The organism is Rhizobium leguminosarum (genome assembly GCF_010668065.1).
Taxonomy (GTDB): domain Bacteria; phylum Pseudomonadota; class Alphaproteobacteria; order Rhizobiales; family Rhizobiaceae; genus Rhizobium; species Rhizobium leguminosarum_S.
Map to the genome: position 1 here is coordinate 29,807 of NZ_WUEN01000014.1, position 17,135 is coordinate 46,941.

16 protein-coding genes are annotated in these 17,135 nt (G+C 61.0%); 2 read left to right on the top strand and 14 right to left on the bottom strand.

What is annotated here, in order from left to right:
* Window positions 1-2 precede the first annotated feature (2 nt).
* The 14 genes from GR198_RS28950 to oiaX form a co-directional block, all read right to left on the bottom strand.
* On the bottom strand, window positions 3-887 hold the full coding sequence (locus GR198_RS28950) for a carbohydrate ABC transporter permease (protein ID WP_012755221.1): 885 nt from the start codon (window positions 885-887) through the stop codon (window positions 3-5).
* Complete coding sequence (locus tag GR198_RS28955; RefSeq protein ID WP_164069944.1) at window positions 884-1,783, bottom strand: carbohydrate ABC transporter permease; 900 nt, start codon at window positions 1,781-1,783, stop codon at window positions 884-886. Before GR198_RS28955 ends, GR198_RS28950 begins: the two co-directional genes overlap by 4 nt.
* Before the next feature lie 93 nt (window positions 1,784-1,876).
* Complete coding sequence (locus GR198_RS28960) at window positions 1,877-3,130, bottom strand: ABC transporter substrate-binding protein (protein WP_003550417.1); 1,254 nt, start codon at window positions 3,128-3,130, stop codon at window positions 1,877-1,879.
* Between the two features lie 83 nt (window positions 3,131-3,213).
* Complete coding sequence (gene dhaL / locus GR198_RS28965) at window positions 3,214-3,846, bottom strand: dihydroxyacetone kinase subunit DhaL (protein ID WP_164069946.1); 633 nt, start codon at window positions 3,844-3,846, stop codon at window positions 3,214-3,216.
* A 3-nt stretch (window positions 3,847-3,849) separates the two neighbouring features.
* Window positions 3,850-4,854 (bottom strand): dihydroxyacetone kinase subunit DhaK, encoded by a 1,005-nt coding sequence (locus GR198_RS28970; RefSeq protein WP_164069947.1) that lies wholly within the window; start codon window positions 4,852-4,854, stop codon window positions 3,850-3,852.
* Between the two features lie 55 nt (window positions 4,855-4,909).
* A complete protein-coding gene (apnL, locus tag GR198_RS28975) occupies window positions 4,910-6,769 on the bottom strand; it encodes a D-apionate lactonase (RefSeq protein ID WP_164069949.1) in 1,860 nt (619 codons plus the stop codon).
* Complete coding sequence (locus tag GR198_RS28980) at window positions 6,766-7,800, bottom strand: Gfo/Idh/MocA family protein (protein WP_164069951.1); 1,035 nt, start codon at window positions 7,798-7,800, stop codon at window positions 6,766-6,768. Before GR198_RS28980 ends, apnL begins: the two co-directional genes overlap by 4 nt.
* Window position 7,801: 1 nt before the next feature.
* Window positions 7,802-8,866, bottom strand: coding sequence for an ABC transporter permease (locus tag GR198_RS28985; RefSeq protein ID WP_164069953.1), 1,065 nt, complete (start codon window positions 8,864-8,866; stop codon window positions 7,802-7,804).
* On the bottom strand, window positions 8,863-10,413 hold the full coding sequence (locus tag GR198_RS28990; protein WP_164069955.1) for a sugar ABC transporter ATP-binding protein: 1,551 nt from the start codon (window positions 10,411-10,413) through the stop codon (window positions 8,863-8,865). Before GR198_RS28990 ends, GR198_RS28985 begins: the two co-directional genes overlap by 4 nt.
* Window positions 10,410-11,054, bottom strand: a complete 645-nt coding sequence (locus tag GR198_RS28995; RefSeq protein WP_164069956.1) for a DUF2291 family protein — start codon at window positions 11,052-11,054, stop codon at window positions 10,410-10,412. Before GR198_RS28995 ends, GR198_RS28990 begins: the two co-directional genes overlap by 4 nt.
* A 73-nt stretch (window positions 11,055-11,127) precedes the next feature.
* Window positions 11,128-12,069, bottom strand: a complete 942-nt coding sequence (locus GR198_RS29000; RefSeq protein WP_003550404.1) for a D-ribose ABC transporter substrate-binding protein — start codon at window positions 12,067-12,069, stop codon at window positions 11,128-11,130.
* A gap of 100 nt (window positions 12,070-12,169) precedes the next feature.
* Window positions 12,170-12,997, bottom strand: a complete 828-nt coding sequence (locus tag GR198_RS29005; RefSeq protein ID WP_164069958.1) for a phosphogluconate dehydrogenase C-terminal domain-containing protein — start codon at window positions 12,995-12,997, stop codon at window positions 12,170-12,172.
* Window positions 12,998-13,118: 121 nt separating this feature from the next.
* Complete coding sequence (locus GR198_RS29010; RefSeq protein WP_164070060.1) at window positions 13,119-14,456, bottom strand: four-carbon acid sugar kinase family protein; 1,338 nt, start codon at window positions 14,454-14,456, stop codon at window positions 13,119-13,121.
* 5 nt (window positions 14,457-14,461) lie between these two features.
* Window positions 14,462-15,715 carry a 3-oxo-isoapionate-4-phosphate decarboxylase OiaX gene (gene oiaX, locus GR198_RS29015; protein ID WP_164069960.1) on the bottom strand — a complete coding sequence of 418 codons (1,254 nt, stop codon included), beginning with the start codon at window positions 15,713-15,715 and terminating at the stop codon, window positions 14,462-14,464.
* Window positions 15,716-15,892: 177 nt separating this feature from the next.
* Here oiaX and GR198_RS29020 point away from each other — a divergent pair, with 177 nt between their 5' ends.
* Complete coding sequence (locus tag GR198_RS29020) at window positions 15,893-16,597, top strand: transcriptional regulator NanR (RefSeq protein WP_003550397.1); 705 nt, start codon at window positions 15,893-15,895, stop codon at window positions 16,595-16,597.
* A 192-nt stretch (window positions 16,598-16,789) separates the two neighbouring features.
* A complete protein-coding gene (locus GR198_RS29025) occupies window positions 16,790-17,095 on the top strand; it encodes a hypothetical protein (RefSeq protein ID WP_164069961.1) in 306 nt (101 codons plus the stop codon).
* Window positions 17,096-17,135: the final 40 nt, after the last annotated feature.

Sequence of the window (17,135 nt, forward strand, 5' to 3'; positions counted from 1 at the left end):
CCCTAGCCTTTGACGGCGCCGGAGGTCAGGCCAGAGACGAAGTAACGCTGGAAGATGAGATAGACGATCGTCGCCGGCAGGACGGTCATCACGATGGCCGCATTGAGCTGGCCGTAATTGCTCGAGAACTGCCCCTGAAACGACATCAGGCCGAGCGGTAAGGTCCACATGTGCTGATCCTGGAGCAGCACCAGCGCCATGGCGAATTCGTTCCAGGTGGAAACGAAGTCGAGGATGAGCAGTGCGGCGAGCACGGGCAGGCACACCGGCAGAAAGATCCGTCTGAAGATGATGAAGTGGCTGGCACCGTCGATCAGTGCTGCTTCCGACAGCTCCTTGGGAATGCTCTTGAAGAAGCCGTGCAGGATGAAAACCTGATAAGGAACGCCGAAGGCGATGTAGGGAAGGATGACGCCGGGATAGGTGTCGATCAGGCCGAGTGAATTCACCAGGGTAAAGAGCGGCGCAAGCATCACCTGGAAGGGGATCATCGTGCCGAACACGACGAGAAGCAGCAGGGCCTTGGTGATCTTCAGCTTGATCTTGGCCAGGGCATAGGCGGCCATCGCCGAAAGGAACAGCCCGAGCGGCACCTTGATGACGGTGATGATGACGCTGTTGAAGAAGGAGTTTGCGAAGTTGCCGCGGCTCCATGCGGCGCTGTAGTTTTCGAAAGCGAGCTCGGTTGGCGGCACGAAGGCGCCCGTGCCCGTCACCGCCGCCGGCGTCTTCAAGGAGGTGAAGACGATGAAGACGAATGGCGCGACCCAGACGAGCGCCACGATGACAAGCGTGATCCAGAGGCCGATCAGAATCGGATCCCGCTTCATCGACGATGGTTCGACCTGCAGATGCACTGCGGTCTGGTCGGTCGGTACTGCTGTCACGATTCAGCCTCCTCGTGCTTCTGGGTCCATTTGAGATAGGGAATGACGACGGCCATGGTGATCAGCAGCAGCACGACCGAAATCGCCGCGCCTCGTCCGAAATCGAAGATCTGCATCGCCTGCGTGAACGCCCAGAGCGCCAGCATCTGGGTGGACTGCGCCGGCCCGCCGCCCGTCAGACCATAGACGATGTCGAAAGCCTTCAGGGAGGAGATGACGGAAAGAACGAGAACGATCGTGATCGTCGGGCGCAATGCCGGCAATGTCACATGCTTGAACACCTTCCAGCGGCCGGCGCCATCGATGCGCGCTGCCTCGACAAGCGTCTGAGAGACATTCTGCAGGCCCGCCAGGAACAGGACCATCGAGAAGCCAACTGTCTGCCACAGATAGGCGACGAAGACCGAATAAAGGGCGATATCCCGGTTGCCCAGCCAGTCATTGATCCAGCCTTGCATGCCCCACGAGGTGAGCAATTGGCTGAAAAGGCCGAAGAACGGATCGTACATCCACTTCCACATGGTGGCGACGGCGATCGGCGCGATGATGACAGGCAGATAGAAGATGGCCCTGAGGCCATTTCGGCCGAATATCTTCTGATTGAGGCTCAGCGCCAGCAGCAGTCCGATCATCGGCGGGAAGATCAGGCTCATCATGGTCCAGATCACGGTATTGCGGAAGGCAACCCAGAAGACAGGATCTTTGGTGAAAATCGCCTGGTAGTTCGCAATCCCCACGAATTGTCGATTGGGATCGAGCCCGTTCCATTTCTGAAAGCTCAGGATCACGACGTTGAGCATCGGGTAGAGCGCGAAGACCGCGTAAATCGCGAGTGCTGGCACGAGCAGGATGAGCGCTTGGACGCGCGGATCATGTGTCGATTGTCGAAGTGACATGCTTTCCTCCTGGCAGTGAAGCGGCTGCCAGCTGATGAAAGAATGTGCCGGTCGATCGACAGCTGGGTCGATCGACTGGCACCTCGGGAGGAATCAGGTTCGGCTTGCGATAAAGCTCTGCAGCTGCTTGGCCGCATCGGCCGGCTCGGTGTTGCCGGAAGCAACATCGTTGATGACCCGGAAGTACTCCGTCGTGACGTCGAGCGGGAACGCCTGGTCGCCGTTCATGTACACTTTGCCGTATTTCTGGAAGATTCCCAGCCATTCCGCCTCAAGCGGCTTCTGGTTGGCATATTGTACGTTCTTGTTGACGGAGGTCGAACTCAGCTGGCCGAGCAGGTCCTGCTGCACCTTCGTCGACAGGAAGTAGTCGAGGAACTTCGCCGCTACGTCAGGGCTCTTGCTCTTGGTGCTGATGTAATTGTACTCGGCAAAACCGTAGAGACGATCGGTGTTGGTGGGGAAGGGGAAAATCCCGTAGTCGTCGAGATTGGCGCCGGAGCCGTTAAGCTGGCTGACCAGCCAGTCGCCTTCGAGCATCATCGCTGCACGGCCTGCGGTGAAGAGGCTGTAGGACTGTTTGTTGTCGATGCCCATGAATGGCTGCAGCGTATAGTCCTTCGTCCACTTCGCAAACTCCGCGAAGGATTCCGTCGCGCAGGGTTCCTTGGTCCAGTCCAGCGTCATCGCCTTCAGCGCATCGTGTTTTTCAGCACCGCACTTCGTTTCAAGGATGACGTCCATAAGGCGCATGACGTGCCAGTTGACCGTGCCGCCGAAGGTGAAGGCAGGGATGCCTGCAGCCTTGAGCTTATCGGCCGCGGCAAGGAATTCCTCGTAGGTCTTCGGCTCTTCCTTGATGCCGGCCTGTTCGAAAAGCTTCTTGTTGTAGTAGACGGCCTCACCCTTGAAGGTGAAGGGGACGCCGTGCTTGCCGCCGGGATAAAGGTCGGCAAAAGCCGCTGCCGAGGGCAGCAATTCGTCGCTCCATTTATACTCGGCATAGTATTTGTCGAGGGGCAGGGACAGACCGGCCTTCACATACTCGCCGCCGAGACCGAGGCCCGCCCAGCTGAAGTAAATGTCAGGTCCCTTGTCGGAGCCCGCAGCGACACGCAGGGCGGTCTTGTGCTCGTCGACGGCGCGCTGAACGATCTCGACATGCGTCCCGGGGTTTGCAGCCTCGAAGTCTGTCGCCACCTTCTTCAGGGCCGTGTTGGCAGCATTGTTGTCGAAGTTGAGGGTCCAAAGCGTGATGTCTTCAGCAAGAACCGGCGTGGCCGATAGCGACGCCACGGCGATCGCAACGATGCTCGCGGTCTTCAATTTCGCAGAAAGGGTCAGCATTACCGTCCTCCTCTTGTAAAGCCGGGCCCCTTGTTGCAGATAGTCATTGACATGTCAACTGGTATGATGAGCTAACCATCGTGCTACTGAGCAAATTTGGCCATGGCGGCGATGACGACGACTGCGGAGGCGGCGCCGGGATCGATGTGCCCGATCACGCGGTCCCCCAATCGCGAAGCCCGTCCCTTGGCCGCCGTCATGTTGCCGGTCGCTTCACAGCCTGCGCGCGCTGCCCGCTCGGCCGCCTCGAAGCATTGGGGGAGGGGCTTTCCCGACTGACGGGCATCGAGAGCTGCGTCAGCCGCGGGCCGCCAGGCATCAACCATCGTCTTCTCACCGGGTTCGGCCTTTCCGCGTTCCTGGATTCCCTGCGCCATCGCGGCGAAGACACGCAGGAAGTCGTCGTCGCTCAATGTCTGCTTGTCTTTGGCGGCCGCTCCGGCGCGCATGAAGGCCGTGGCGTATAGCGGGCCGGACGAAGCGCCGACCGCATTCAGGAATGCCTTTGCCGCGACATTGAATGCGGTTGTCGGGGCAATCCCGGCGTCAAGCTCGCCGACTGCTTTCGCCGCGGCCTGGCAGCCCGCATCCATGGCAAGGCCGTGATCTCCATCGCCGATGGCACCGTCCAGCTCGCAAAGATGATCTCGTTCCGCCGCGATATCCTCTGCAATCCCGGCAAACATGCGCTGCAGGTCTTCGGTCGTAAACGTCATCGATTACCTCGCAAACATCGCGCAATCACAGGGGTAGTCGATCAATTGCTGAAGCTCGTCGTCGAGATGCATGACCGTGATCGACGCGCCGGCCATTTCGAGAGAGGTGCAGTAATTCCCGACGAGCGACGTATGGATGACGAGCCCGGCATCGTCGAGCCGGGACTTCACGCGACGCATCATGATGTAGAGTTCCATCATCGGGGTCGAACCCAGCGAATTGACGAGTACCGCGACACGATCACCGCGGTCTGCTTTCATTTCGCGAAGAATGCTGTCCATGAGTTCGTCCGTCACCGCGTCGGCCGGCCTCAGCGGCTCGCGCGCCACGCCGGGCTCACCATGGATGCCCATTCCGATCTCCATCTCGCCTTCGCCGATCAGGAAGTTTGGTCGGAGGGTCTGGGGCAGCGAACAGGGCGAAAGCGCGACACCCATCGTATAGGTTCGCGCATTGGCATGGCGGGCGACACGCTCGACATCGTCAAAGGAATAGAGAAGATCGCAGGCCGCACCGGCAGCCTTGAAGATGAAGACGTTGCCCGCCACGCCTCGTCGCTTGTCCCGCTGATCGGCAGGGGCGGACGCTACATCATCCGTGGTGAGCACGGTGCGCACCTCGATCTCGTCAAGCGCAAGCATTTCGGCAGCCATGTCGAAGTTCATCACGTCGCCGGCATAATTGCCATACATGAACAGCACGCCGGCACCGCCGTCGACCGCCATGGCGCAGGCGATGATCGGATCGGGCGGCGGCGACGCGAAGACATTGCCGATTGCGGCCGCGTCTGCGAGCCCCTTGCCGACAAACCCCAGAAATGTCGGTTCGTGCCCGGATCCACCGCCGATGACCAGCCCGACCTTGCCCCTGCGCGGCCCGTTTCTGGCAATGATCGCGCGGGGCATGTTCTCCACGGCGTACAGATGGCGCGGATGTGCCGCCAACACCCCTTGCAGCATCTCATCGACGGCATCTGCGCCGGCATTGATAAGCTTCTTTGTCTTCATGCAATCCTCCACGGAACGAACTCCGATTGCATAGATGCGGCTGGCGCGTGCGACGTCAATCCACCAGCGGCAAGGCTGCGGTCGCAAACGGCGCGAGCAGCAACTCTTTGCCCGCATCTGCCGGCCGGCATGCGCCGCAATCGACCTTTCGTTCTTCGCACGTCAGATTGACGACGTGAAGTCTGGCGCCTGCGGCATTCCGTGCAACGAAAGATAGGACCTCCGAGGGTGAGGAGGAGACGCATTCCTGCCAGGATGCGCCAGCCAATCGGGACAATGTGTGCACGGTGTTGAACAGCGGGCGCCGTCCGCCTTGCTCGGTCGGTTCGGCCGGACCGGCGATCAGGCCGAACGGGCCTGATAAGGCCGAGAGCGTCAGGCATTCCAGATCGGCATCGAGCACCCGTGTCGCGTAACCAAGCGCGAAGGCCTCCGCGAAGCGTCCATTGTGGCGCGGGTCGCGATTGGCCATGGGGATGCGTGCGCCTAGCGGATTGTCCATCGTGCGGCTGCCATAGGGGTTCTGTCGCATCGGGATCGTCGACGGGCCGATCCGGTAGGGTTTGTCGCCGTAGATCGCACGCACCGACCGCGTGATGAAGGGCAGCGCTTCCAATGTCTGCATGACGCTGAGATCATCGGCGGCATGCACGATCGGATTGGTGCAGTGGCTGACGAAGTCGAGCTGTCCATCCGGGACGCGCTTCCGGTTGAGTTCGGTGAAATAGCTCAGCATGCCGCTGCCGATGCGAATGCCGGGAAAGGCGGCGCGGGCAGCTGTATAGACCTCATCCAGGGGCGGGCATTCCGGCCATTTGCTGCCGGGCGGCGTCGATTGCCGGTCGACGGATGGCGAGATCATGATGGCATCCGGCCTGAATTCCGCCAGCCGCATCTGGCGGGCGATCTCGGCCGCCTCGCTTGACGGCGACGATTTGCAGGGAAGGGCGATCTCCAGCGTCGAGCGGCCGCGATGGACTGTGGCGATTGCGGCAAACCGCCTGAGCGCTTCGACGCCGTGCCCGGCGCCGGGGTCGAAATGGAAGAGGAGTTCCTGGGGAGCGATTTCGGTCAGGACGGACTTTGCCGACAGCGTCGTATCGGCCTCTTCGGGCGTAATGATCACGCCGATATCAGGCATGGTGCCGGTTCGCGCCCCGAGTTCGAGTTTTATGGCGCCGCCCGACATCCCAGGAGGATGCCGTGTCGAACCGCGTGCGTCCCTGATGACCAGCGACGTTTTCTGCCGAACGGGCCGATTGGCGGCAATCTCATACGGCCAGGGAAGAGCGAGCGGCCTGACATAAATCTTGTAGGATGCGTCCGACCAGTTCCTTTGATCTTCCATTTCAAAGGTGTCGCCCTCCATCCGGCATTCCGCCTGAACGTCAGGCATGACCGCGTGGGTGATGGCGCGCATGTCCTTGAACGGCTGCCAGGGCTCGATGACATCGGGAAACCGTGTCGCCACGATCTCCCCGTCGACATGCTCGACCGTCGCCGGTGAACCCGCCACGCCGACGATCGGATGCAGGATGCAGAAGCCGCAGCGGTTGGTCTCGAAGCCGGTTGCGGCGATGGCTTCGGCCTCGAAGTCAAGCCGATCCGCTTTTCCGGTGATGTGAACATCGATGATGAGTTTGGTATCATCCGGTCCCTCGCAGCGGGCGAGATAGGCGACCTTGAAACGATCGTCACTCTGCTCGATCCTGAGATCGGCGATCTCGGGGCTGTACGTCCCCCAGTCCCGGTCGCGAACGAGATAGGAAATCGCCCTCAGCACCTCGGTTCCACCATAGCGGATCGTGCGGAGGTTGCCGTTGACGAGATCGGCTTCCAGTTTTCCGGCTCTCAGGCGAACCGGCGGCGTTTCGACGAGACGGGTGCCGAAGAGCTGCAATGCATCGATCGTCATCGCAGCATCGCTCCGACGTCGATCGTCTGTCCCTCGGCAGCGCTGTCATAGGCAGCCTCGACCAGGGCGAAGGTCTTCAGATTGTCCGCCCCTGACGTCGAATGCTCTGCGCCGCGCTCCAGCTGATCGACCCAATGCTGCTGGATCGCGTAGACGCTCTCCTGGATATTGTGCCAGGGCCGCGAGGCCCATGACAGCAGCTTCGGCGACACGTCATTGGTGGTGGTGCCCTTGGCGTTGGTGATTTCGAGGCCGTAATCCTGAGTCAGGCGGATCGTGCCCTCAGAACCGTCGAGCTCGATCAGGGTCTCGGGGAATGGCTCCCTGGAAAGCCTGGTGGCGTAGCTGACGTCGACGACCGACGTGGCGCCGTTTTCGTGATCGAGCAGAATGGTCGCGACATCCTCGCCCTTGATTTTGGGATTGACCCGCTTGGTGCGGGCCGTGACCGATCGAACGTCACCAAGGATATAGCGGGCGATATCGAGCGTATGGATGCCGAGGTCTTCGATGATGAACCGTTCGCCTTCGGCGAGATACGGCTGGCCGGAGAAGACGTCGTAAGCCGAACGGAAGGAGAAACGGCCCCAGAAGGGCGTGCCGATCGCATCCGCGTCCAGCGCTTTGCGCACCGCCTGGATCGGCGTCTGCCAGCGAAAGTTCTCGTGCACCATCATCGGTATGCCGGCATTGCGACACGCCTCGACCATCGCCTTCGCGTCCGACAAGCTCTCGGCGAACGGCTTCTGGCAGATGGCCGGCACCTTGTTCCGAGCCGCCATTTCAACGAGAAAGCGGTGGCTTTGGACCGTCGTAGCAATGTCGACGAAATCAAAGCCGCCATCGGCAAACAAAGCCTCGGCATCGCCATAGCGTCGATCGATGCCGAACTGATCGCCGACGATCTTCAGCCGCTCCGGATCGCGATCGCAGATCGCGACGATGCCGGCGCCCCGAACGTCATTCCAGGCATGCATCTGGTTGATCGCAAAGAAACCGCAACCGATCAAAGCCCCTTTCAATTCCGTCATATCAACCTGCCTTTGCCATCTGCATGAGGGTGACGCGCTGCTGCAGGCGGCGCTGCGCCTGGTCGACCACGACGGCAATGATGATGACGAGGCCCTTGATAACCATCTGCCAGAAAGAGGAGACGCCCATCATCACCAGTCCGTCGGAGAGGATGCCGATGACGAAAGCGCCGATGATCGTGCCGCCGATCGTGCCGCGGCCGCCCGACATCGAGGTGCCGCCGAGCACGGCTGCGGCAATCGCATTGAGTTCGAAGCTTTCGCCTGTTGCCGGATGGGCTGCCATCAGTTCCGACGAGATGACGACGCCGACGATGGCGGCGCAAAGTCCGGAGAACATGTAGACGAAGATCTTCACGACATCGACCCGGATACCGGACATGCGCGCGGCACGCTCATTGCCGCCGACGGCGAAGATATGACGGCCGATCGGCGTCGAGCGGGCGACATAGGCCGCCAGCAGCGCCAGCACGATCAGAATCCAGATCGATACCGGCAGACCGAAAATGCGTCCCGCGCCGAAGAAATCGAAGCCGGTCGTGGCATATTCCGGCCGGCCGACAAGGTTCGGAAACGTCTGACCGTCCGACGACAGCAGAGCGAGACCGCGGGCGATATAAAGCGTGCCGAGCGTGGCGATGAAGGGCGCGACGTTGAGCTTGGTGATCAGCAGGCCGTTGATCAGACCGATGAGCAGGCCGATCGACAAGGTGATCAGCACGATCTCGAAGAGGTTGAAAAAGATGGTGTAGCCGATCGGCAATTCGATGCCGTAAAGGATCAGGCCGCCGGCGACCATGCCGCAAAGCCCGACGATCGATCCGACCGAGAGATCGATGCCGCCGGTGATGATGACGAAGGTCATGCCCATCGCCAGGAAGGCGTTCAGCGCCACATGCTTCGACATCAGGATCATGTTCGCCGTCGAGGTGAAGTTCGGGGCGAAGATCGCAAAGAAGATGATGACAGCGAACAGCGCGATGAACGTCCTGAGCTTCATCAGTGTCAGAAGTGCCGAGCCGTTGGCGCCCTTCGGCGCAAGAGTGGTTGATGTAGCCGCCATCATGACGCGAGTTTCCCTTGATGTCCGTGTCCCTTGGCCGAAGCCGCGATAATGGCTTCTTCCGTCGCCTCGTTGCGGTCGAAGACGGCGACCAGCTGGCCGTTGCTCAAGACCGCTATGCGATCGGAAAGCGCCATGACCTCCTCAAGGTCGGAAGTTGAAAACAAAATGGCGAGCCCGTTTGCTGCCAGCCGCCGCATGGTGCGGAAGACATCGGCCTTGGCGCCGACATCGATGCCTCGGCTCGGCTCGTCCATCAGAAGCACTTTCGGATTGGTCATCAACGCCTTACCGATGACGACCTTCTGCTGATTGCCGCCCGACATCGAGGTCACCTCGAAATCCGGGTTCGGCGCCTTGATCGACAGATCGCGGATCGCATCGCGAACCGCATTCTTCTCCGCACCCCTGTCGATGTGAAAGAGCCGGGTGAAGCGGCCGAGGCTCGCCAGTGTCAGATTGGAGGCGATGGAAAGCACCTGGACCAGACCTTCCCGCTGCCGGTCTTCCGGAATGAGCGCAAGGCCGCGGCGGATGCGTCGGGTGGTGTCGCGGGCGCGAACATGCTTGCCGTCGATGAAGATCTTGCCGGTCGAGTGTGTGTGACGGCCGATCACGCATTCGAAGAATTCGCTGCGCCCGGCGCCCATCAGGCCGTAGATGCCGAGGATTTCGCCTGCCCTGACCGATAAGGAGACATCGTTGACCGAAAGCCCGCCTGTCGGCCGCGGCAGGCTGATGTTTTCGGCGCGAAAGACCTCGGCTCCGACGGTGTGGTCCACGGACTTTGCAAAATCCTTGGCATCCGAGCCGATCATGGAACGCACGATCCAGCGCGTGTCGATATCGCGGACCATCGCTTCGCCGGTGACCTGGCCGTCACGCAGCACCGTGATGTAGTCGCCGATCCGCATCAGCTCTTCGAGCCGGTGGGAGATATAGACGATTGCCACACCCTGGGCCTTCAGCTCCGCGATCACCTTGAACAGGATCTCGACTTCGGCCGCCGAAAGCGCCGAGGTCGGCTCGTCCATGATCAGGATACGGGCATTCAACGACATCGCCTTGGCGATCTCGACGAGCTGCTGCTGGCCGATCGGCAAATCCTCGACCATCGTATCGGCCTCGATGCCGGCATCCAGACGCTTCAAAAACGCGTTGGCCTTCTGCACCTGTGCCTTGTGGTCGATGCCAAGGACGCCGCGCGTGATCTCACGCGTGGTGAAGATATTCTCAGCGACCGACATGTTGGCGAAGAGATTGAGTTCCTGGAAGATCATGCCGATGCCATGCGCCTGCGCATCTGCAGGGCTGTCGAAGGATACGGGCTTGCCATCCAAAATGATGCGTCCGAGCGTCGGACGCTCGACGCCGGCAATGATCTTCATCAGCGTCGACTTGCCTGCACCGTTTTCGCCGACAAGGACGTTCACCGCGCCGCGGCGAAGCTCGAGATTGGCGCGCTTGACGGCGACGATGCCCGAATAGACCTTCGACACGTCGTCGAGGCGCAGGATGATGTCGTCCTTTTGTGCCTCTCCTGTGGTCATGGGCCGACCTTCAGTTCCGAAGGTGTTATGAGCGGCAGCTCGCCGCTCTTCGGCAGCGGAAAGGCGCCGGTCGCGGTCACCGTCTTGCCGGCGAGGCCCTCACGCGGGATGGCGGAGAGAAAGGTGGTATTGGCCTTCTCGTTGAAGGCTTTGCCGAACTGCGCCCACTCGATCTGGTTCTTGAATTCGTTGAAATTGACAAACTCCAGCGTGTCGCGCAGCGCCGTGCCGCGCAGCGCCGGCCCGATCTGCACCTTGGCGTCGGCCTTGCCGTCGCCATCGGCGTCGACATCGAGCGTTGCCGCGCGCGAGGCTGTATCGGCCGCGACAACCTTGCCGGTGATCTTCACCGCATAGGTCCATGGCGAGCTGCTCTGCTTGCGGGGATTGCCGTATTTCTCGCCTGCGGCGTCGGGGCTGGAGGCAGCCAGTTGCATGACGTCCTTGAGGTCTCCGGCGCGCTTCTCGAAATACGGCACTGCCTCGGACTGCCAGATCGCCTCGACCTTTGCACTCGGGTCGAAGGCGGTCTTGGCCGCTGCCGCCGCCTTTTCCTCAGCCGTCGGCGTCTTGATGATCTTGCAACCGGGCAAGGCGGCCGCCACGACGGCAGCGAGCAGGGCGCCCTTCATTCTCAACATGCTTTAAACCTCGACGTCTTGCGAAATGCATTGCGGAGGGCGCAGCGCTGCGCCCTCCGCAATTCGCTGCTGATCAGTTCGTCAGGGCGAAGGTTTCGAGTTTGCCGGCATTGTCGGCATTGATGAGAACGCAATCCATCAACTGCTTCTCTTCCTTTGGCGTCGTCTTGTTCTTGATGTAGGCGTCTGCCTGTTCCACCGCCAGCTGAGCCTGCGCATAGGCGGGCTGCAGGACCGTTGCCTTGATGCCGCCCGACTTGATGGAGTCGCGCACGTCGTTGGAGCCGTCGAAGCCGACGACGATCACGTCCTTGCGGCCGGCCGCCTGCAGCGCTGCGATCGCGCCCATGGCCATCGTGTCGTTGCCTGAAATGACGCCCTTGATGTCGGGATTTGCCTGGAGGATGGTTTCCATCTTCGAATAGGCTTCCGTCTGGCTCCAGTTGGCCGACTGCTTGGCGACGGACTTCAGGTCCGGATAGTCGTCGATGACGTCGTGATAGCCTTGCGAGCGGATGCCGGCATTGGTGTCAGACTCCTTGCCCACCAGCTCGACGTAATTGCCCTTCTCGCCCATCAGCTTGACGAATTCCTGCGCCCCGAGCTGGGCGCCCTGGTAGTTGTTCGAGACGATCTGGGCGACGGCAACGCCCGTCGCGTTGATTTCGCGGTCGATCAGGAAGGAGGGGATGCCTGCATCCTTTGCCTTCTTGACGGCGGCGACGGAGGCGTCGGCTCCGGCATTGTCGAGGATGATCGCCTTGGCGCCGCGCCCGATTGCCGTATCGATCATTTCGGACTGCTTGTTGGCGTCGTCGTCATGCGTCATGAGCAGCGTCTCGTAGCCGAGCTCCTTCGCCTTGGCTTCGGCGCCGACGGCTTCGGCCTTGAAGAAGGGATTGTCATGCGCCGGCGTGATGATGGCGATAAGATCGGCCGAAAAGGCCGGAAGAGCCGTTCCAAGCGCCAGTGCGCCGGCAAAAGCTGCAAGTGTCAGTCTGCGCGTCAGTTTCATGTTTTCCTCCCTGTTGTGAATGAAGCCCCTTCTCCCTGGGGCGGCTAGACCCCGTCTCCCCGGGGCAGTTGAGGGGGAGGACTTGCCTCCCCAAGCCGGTTCAGGTGATGCGCCGGATGCTTTCGGCGATCTCCTGCGGTTCGAATACTTTTTTCCAGTCGTCGCGCATCAGCGCCGGGATGCCGAACTCGATCGCCTTGTTGCAGGCATCCGAGAACACGCCGTCGACTTCCTTGAAGATGACCGCGCCGAGCACGTTCATATGGCCGAGCAGGAAGTCGCGGGCCGCCTGTTCCGGCACGCCGCGTGCCACGCACTCGTCCATGGCCTGTCGCATGACGACGAGCAGCGATGCGCAGACGGTTTCCGACAAGCCCGGTTCGAGCATGGCAAGCTGATCGACGGTGACCCGGTGCGAGCGCATGACCGGGGCCCAGATCAGCTTGGCGATTTCCTCGCCGAGCGCGTAGGCGCTTTCCGGACCCTGCATCAGCGCCGAAACGATATGCTGCTTGGCGAAGAGGCCGCCGAAGTGGTCCTTTTTCGCCTGCATGTCCGTCTCGTCATTGAAGATCGGCGGATGGCAGGGATGGGTGACGAAATAGGTAAGATCATCGCGCTTCGGCAGGTGGCCGGCAAAGGGAGCCGCAGCGTCCAGGGCGATCACCATGGTGCCCGATGCGAGCTTGTCGACGATGCCTGCCGCGACTTTGCCGATCGCTGTGTCCGGCACGGCAAGGATCACCACCTCGGCGCCGTTGAGCCCGACATCGACGGGCACGCAATCGACACCGAGATCATTCTTCAAACGGCCCTTGCCTGCGTCGCTCACCTCGATATGGCGGACCTCGAAACGCGACCCTTTGAGATTTTTGGCGAGCCGGTATCCCATTTTCCCGCCTGCGCCGAAGAGGGCAATCTTAGTCATGTTTTCCTCACCTTTTCCGTTTCTGGATAGGATCATATACTGGTATGATGAGTCAATCACCATATCACTTAATTCATATGATCCACACGTTTTTCTGCGCCAAGCCGGATCGGGGAAACCATTAGTGTTTCCTTCCATCGCGGATCTGCATGAAATAGCCATCCGTCCCGACCTGACCGCCTTTGAGGGCGATCTGCAGGCCGTTGGTCGGCTGATAGTCGCCATGCGCAAGGCAAAGCGGAGAACCCGGCGTCTGGGGCAGCGGCAGAAGCGTCGTCAGCGCGTCGATCTTCAACTGCCTGAGGGCATGACTGGACGTGTCGCCGCCGGCGACGACGGCACGCGAAAGCCCTTCGTTTTCGATCAGGCGGCGCAAGATCGTGCCGAGCGCACTCCCGAGCCGGTGACGAGCGCCCGGAAGCCGGTCGATGTCGGCGCCGCGGTCTGCGGACGGTCCAAGCGCGGTATAGAGAATGACGCTGTTGCCTTGCCGGAGCTTCTCGGTTCCCGCCTCTATCGCAGCACTCACCGCGCCTTCGCCCTGCTCCGAGACCAGTGCAAGCGGATCGAGCGCGATACTCTCGAAGCCGTTCTCGACAGCCGTCCGGATCTGGCGCTCGGTCGTCGGCGATACGCTGCCCGACACGACTGCAAGGCGGTCGACCGGGCCGACATCGGCAAACTCGGCTTTGCTTTCGCCGATGAAACCGCTCCGCCGCCATGCGCTGAGCAGGGCATATTCGACCCCCGACGAGCCGGCGACAAAACTTCCGGAACGGCCGGTGATGCGAAGCAGTTGTCGGCCCGCGGCCTCCTGCGTCGCGTCGGAATCGACATCGATGAGCAGGATCCCTTCCGAACCCGACGCCAGTTCGTCGATCCGCGCATCGGCGTCGGCGCCGGTGATCGCGACGAGATCGGCGACCAGGACGGGGAGGTGGGTCTGCTTCGACAGGTGGACCGCAAGGTCCGCCTCGTCCATCGGGGTGACCGGATGGCGGCTCATGACGGGATGGCGGTCGATGCGAAAGATCCGGCCCTGGTAAGCGGCAAAGAGGTTGCCGAATGCCGTATAGCGCTTCAGTTGCGGCGAGCCGACGATGACGGGCACGACGGATTGCCCAAACACCGAGCGGCCGATTTCGATCGCCTTGCCGATATTGCCGATTTCGGGGCTGGAATCGAAGGTCGAGCAGACCTTGTAGTGGCAGATGTCAGCGCCAAGCGAATTCAGCCACTCGAAAGCGCGCGCAAGGTGTTCTTGCATCCATGCGGGGGTCTCGCTGCGGCTTGTCCCGGCAATGCCGATTGCGCGGCAATCCCTAAAGCGCGCAAGCAGTTCCGGCGTCGGAACGTCGAGGAAGAGCACGGTCGACACGCCGTTCGAGGCTAAGGCCTCCATGACATCGGTGGAGCCGGTAAAGTCATCCCCGTAATAGCTGACGAGAGGTCCATCCATCGTGGTCACGCGCCCTTGCCGTCGCTGAATTTCGCAATCGAAGCGGCGAGCTCCGGATGATCTTTCGCGTAGGTCTCCAACGGGATGTCTGCGACCGCGGCCTGCCAGGCCTGCTGCACGGCCCGAACGCCGGCCGCCGGGCCGCCGGGGTGGCTGACGATGCCGCCGCCGCAGAGATAGAGAAGATCGAGGGTGCGGCCGGTCCGCTTGTAGGTCTCGGGCGCCTGTCCTCCCCACTGGCCCGAGCCGGCAACCGGAAGCGGACAATCAGAGGCATTAAACAGCGGCGTGCTGACGGCCTTGAAGGACGAGACGAAACTGTCGTCCGGTTCCCAATATTTGACCCTGATACCGTTGATCTGAAACTGGTCGACCCCGAGCAGCCGCCAGAATTGCTGATAGACCTTGAAGTCCATGCCGGCGCCCGGGTCGCGCGTCAGCACGTCCCAACCGTTTCGATGCGCGTGCAGCACCAGATTGGAGCGCTTGCGCAGAAAGCTCATGCCGCCGAAGCCGATCGAGTTGATATTGACGACGGCGCAGTTGCCGCCGGCCTTGGCGACGATGTCGTGGTTGCGCATCATCTCGTCGGGGTCGGCATGCGAGATGCCGAAGGCATACATGACCTTCTTGCCGGTCTTCTGCTCGTGATCGAGAATGCGCGGCATGATCGCCGCCACGCGGTCCTTGAGCGGCGAATAGGCCGGGCTCATCAGTTTTTCGTCATCCTTGATGAAGTCTACGCCGGATGAGATCAGCTCGCCGACGAGTTCCGCCGTCTCGTGCGGTCTGAGGCCAAGCGCCGGCTTGACGATCGTTCCGATGATGGGCCGGCCTTCGACGCCGGTGAGGCGGCGGCTTCCAGGGATGCCGAACTGCGGTCCGGGATGCGCACTTTTGAAGGCTTCGGGCAGCGTCATGTCGACGATGCGGATGCCGGTCATGCCCTTGATGGAATAGACGCCGCCGATCGCAATGGTCATCAATGCCGAAAGGTCTGTCCCGATCGCGTCCAGTGGAAAAGCGATGTCGACATCGGCGCGATGAAGCAGCGTGCCGGGGGCGATCTCGGGCCAAGTCGGATGACTGGCGTTTTCGAGCGGACGGATCGCCAGCACGCGGGCGGCGACACGCGATTTCAGCTCTTCAGTCTCGCCGGGGACGGGAACGAAGGTTCCCGTCGACTGATCGCTGGCGATCTTTTCCGCCATTGCCTCGACGCTGCCAGGCGTTTCGATACGGTAGGTCAGGGTAATCATAAAACTGACAGTTGCTCCTCTCGCCATGCAGATTGCCGTGGCGTCAACTCATGAACTGGTATAATGAGTATTCCAACCGATGAAAAGTAGAATCTTCAGATCCGCAAATCTTCGCCGACAGCTTTGTTCTCGACACGGAAACTGTTAGGAAAAACCATTTTGAGCCAGCGAGATGTGATGACCCAGCCCCTCGAACAAATCGTCCGCCGAAAACTCTCTGACGAAGTGTTTGATCGACTTGAGCGAATGATCACCTCGGGCGAGCTTCAGCCCGGCGACGAAATGCCGTCCGAGCGCGTGCTGATGGAACGCTTCGGCGTCGGCCGGCCGGCGATCAGGGAGGCCATGCAGTCCCTTGCCAACAAAGGTCTTGTCAGCATTTCCCATGGCGAGCGGGCGAAGGTCCTTAGGCTGACGGCAAAATCGATATTCCGCCAAGTCGATCTCACCGCCAAGATCATGCTGTCGCAATCGTCGGACTCGCTGGAATATTTGAAGAGCGCCCGCATCTTCTTCGAGCGGGGCATGGCGCGCGAGGCCGCGCAGCGGGCCTCCGCAAATGATATCGCCGATCTCAGGAACGTCATCGAACGCCAGCGAATGTCGCTTGGCCGGGCCGAAGAGTTCATCGACGCGGACATGGAATTCCACACCCGCATCGCGCAGATATCAGGCAACCCGATCTATGTCGCCGTCAGCGAAGCCATGCTTGCCTGGCTGAAGGAATATCACACCGAGATGCTGATCTGGACCGGCAAGGAAAAATTCACGCTCGCCGAACATGATGAGATCGTCGACCGCCTTGAAGCAAACGACGTGGACGGCTCGGAAACGGCACTCCTCAAGCATCTCGAGCGGTCGCGAGCGCTTTACGCGAAGTAATATTCACGAACTTGGCGACCACCCTTGGCTGGCACTGAGTCATCGCTCGTCTCCTGATCCGGCCTCACAGCTCGACCCTTGGCTGCGTCCGCAGACCCGAGCCTATCGCGCATTTGTAAGCAACAGCTGCGGAACAATGACGCCCCGGCGAGGTTCTGAATCATCATGCATGGATCCGAAGGAGGACGTCAGATGCGTATGAAACTCGTAGCAGCTTCGCTTCTCGCTGTTGGCATGGCCACATCAGCTTTCGCCCAATCCAATCCGGCGCCGGCCGGGGCCACGATCGACAAGAACCACGTCGATCAGGGTGGCGCGAAGGTCAAAACGCCGATGGCGACCGATTCAACCACGACAAACTCCACGACCGGCGGCACGATGAAAACAGGCAGGACCAAGTGCCCCAACCCCGTCAACAATTCCAGCAAGCTTCAAACGCAAGGCGGCACAAGCAACGCCACGCCTATGGATGAGGCCTGCGCAGCGCATAACAACTGATCACCCGCTTCGCAAAGAACCCCGCTTTGGAACTGACCCC

Coding starts and splice junctions, on each gene's coding strand:
- dhaL (WP_164069946.1), bottom strand. CDS start 3,846: ATGACGTTTACGACCGAAGACCTGCAGCGCATGTTTGCCGGGATTGCA.
- GR198_RS29000 (WP_003550404.1), bottom strand. CDS start 12,069: ATGAAACTGACGCGCAGACTGACACTTGCAGCTTTTGCCGGCGCACTG.
- GR198_RS28960 (WP_003550417.1), bottom strand. CDS start 3,130: ATGCTGACCCTTTCTGCGAAATTGAAGACCGCGAGCATCGTTGCGATC.
- GR198_RS29025 (WP_164069961.1), top strand. CDS start 16,790: ATGCGTATGAAACTCGTAGCAGCTTCGCTTCTCGCTGTTGGCATGGCC.
- GR198_RS29020 (WP_003550397.1), top strand. CDS start 15,893: ATGACCCAGCCCCTCGAACAAATCGTCCGCCGAAAACTCTCTGACGAA.
- GR198_RS28955 (WP_164069944.1), bottom strand. CDS start 1,783: ATGTCACTTCGACAATCGACACATGATCCGCGCGTCCAAGCGCTCATC.
- GR198_RS28980 (WP_164069951.1), bottom strand. CDS start 7,800: ATGACGGAATTGAAAGGGGCTTTGATCGGTTGCGGTTTCTTTGCGATC.
- GR198_RS28985 (WP_164069953.1), bottom strand. CDS start 8,866: ATGATGGCGGCTACATCAACCACTCTTGCGCCGAAGGGCGCCAACGGC.
- GR198_RS29005 (WP_164069958.1), bottom strand. CDS start 12,997: ATGACTAAGATTGCCCTCTTCGGCGCAGGCGGGAAAATGGGATACCGG.
- apnL (WP_164069949.1), bottom strand. CDS start 6,769: ATGACGATCGATGCATTGCAGCTCTTCGGCACCCGTCTCGTCGAAACG.
- GR198_RS28995 (WP_164069956.1), bottom strand. CDS start 11,054: ATGTTGAGAATGAAGGGCGCCCTGCTCGCTGCCGTCGTGGCGGCCGCC.
- GR198_RS28990 (WP_164069955.1), bottom strand. CDS start 10,413: ATGACCACAGGAGAGGCACAAAAGGACGACATCATCCTGCGCCTCGAC.
- GR198_RS28970 (WP_164069947.1), bottom strand. CDS start 4,854: ATGAAGACAAAGAAGCTTATCAATGCCGGCGCAGATGCCGTCGATGAG.
- oiaX (WP_164069960.1), bottom strand. CDS start 15,715: ATGATTACCCTGACCTACCGTATCGAAACGCCTGGCAGCGTCGAGGCA.
- GR198_RS29010 (WP_164070060.1), bottom strand. CDS start 14,456: ATGGATGGACCTCTCGTCAGCTATTACGGGGATGACTTTACCGGCTCC.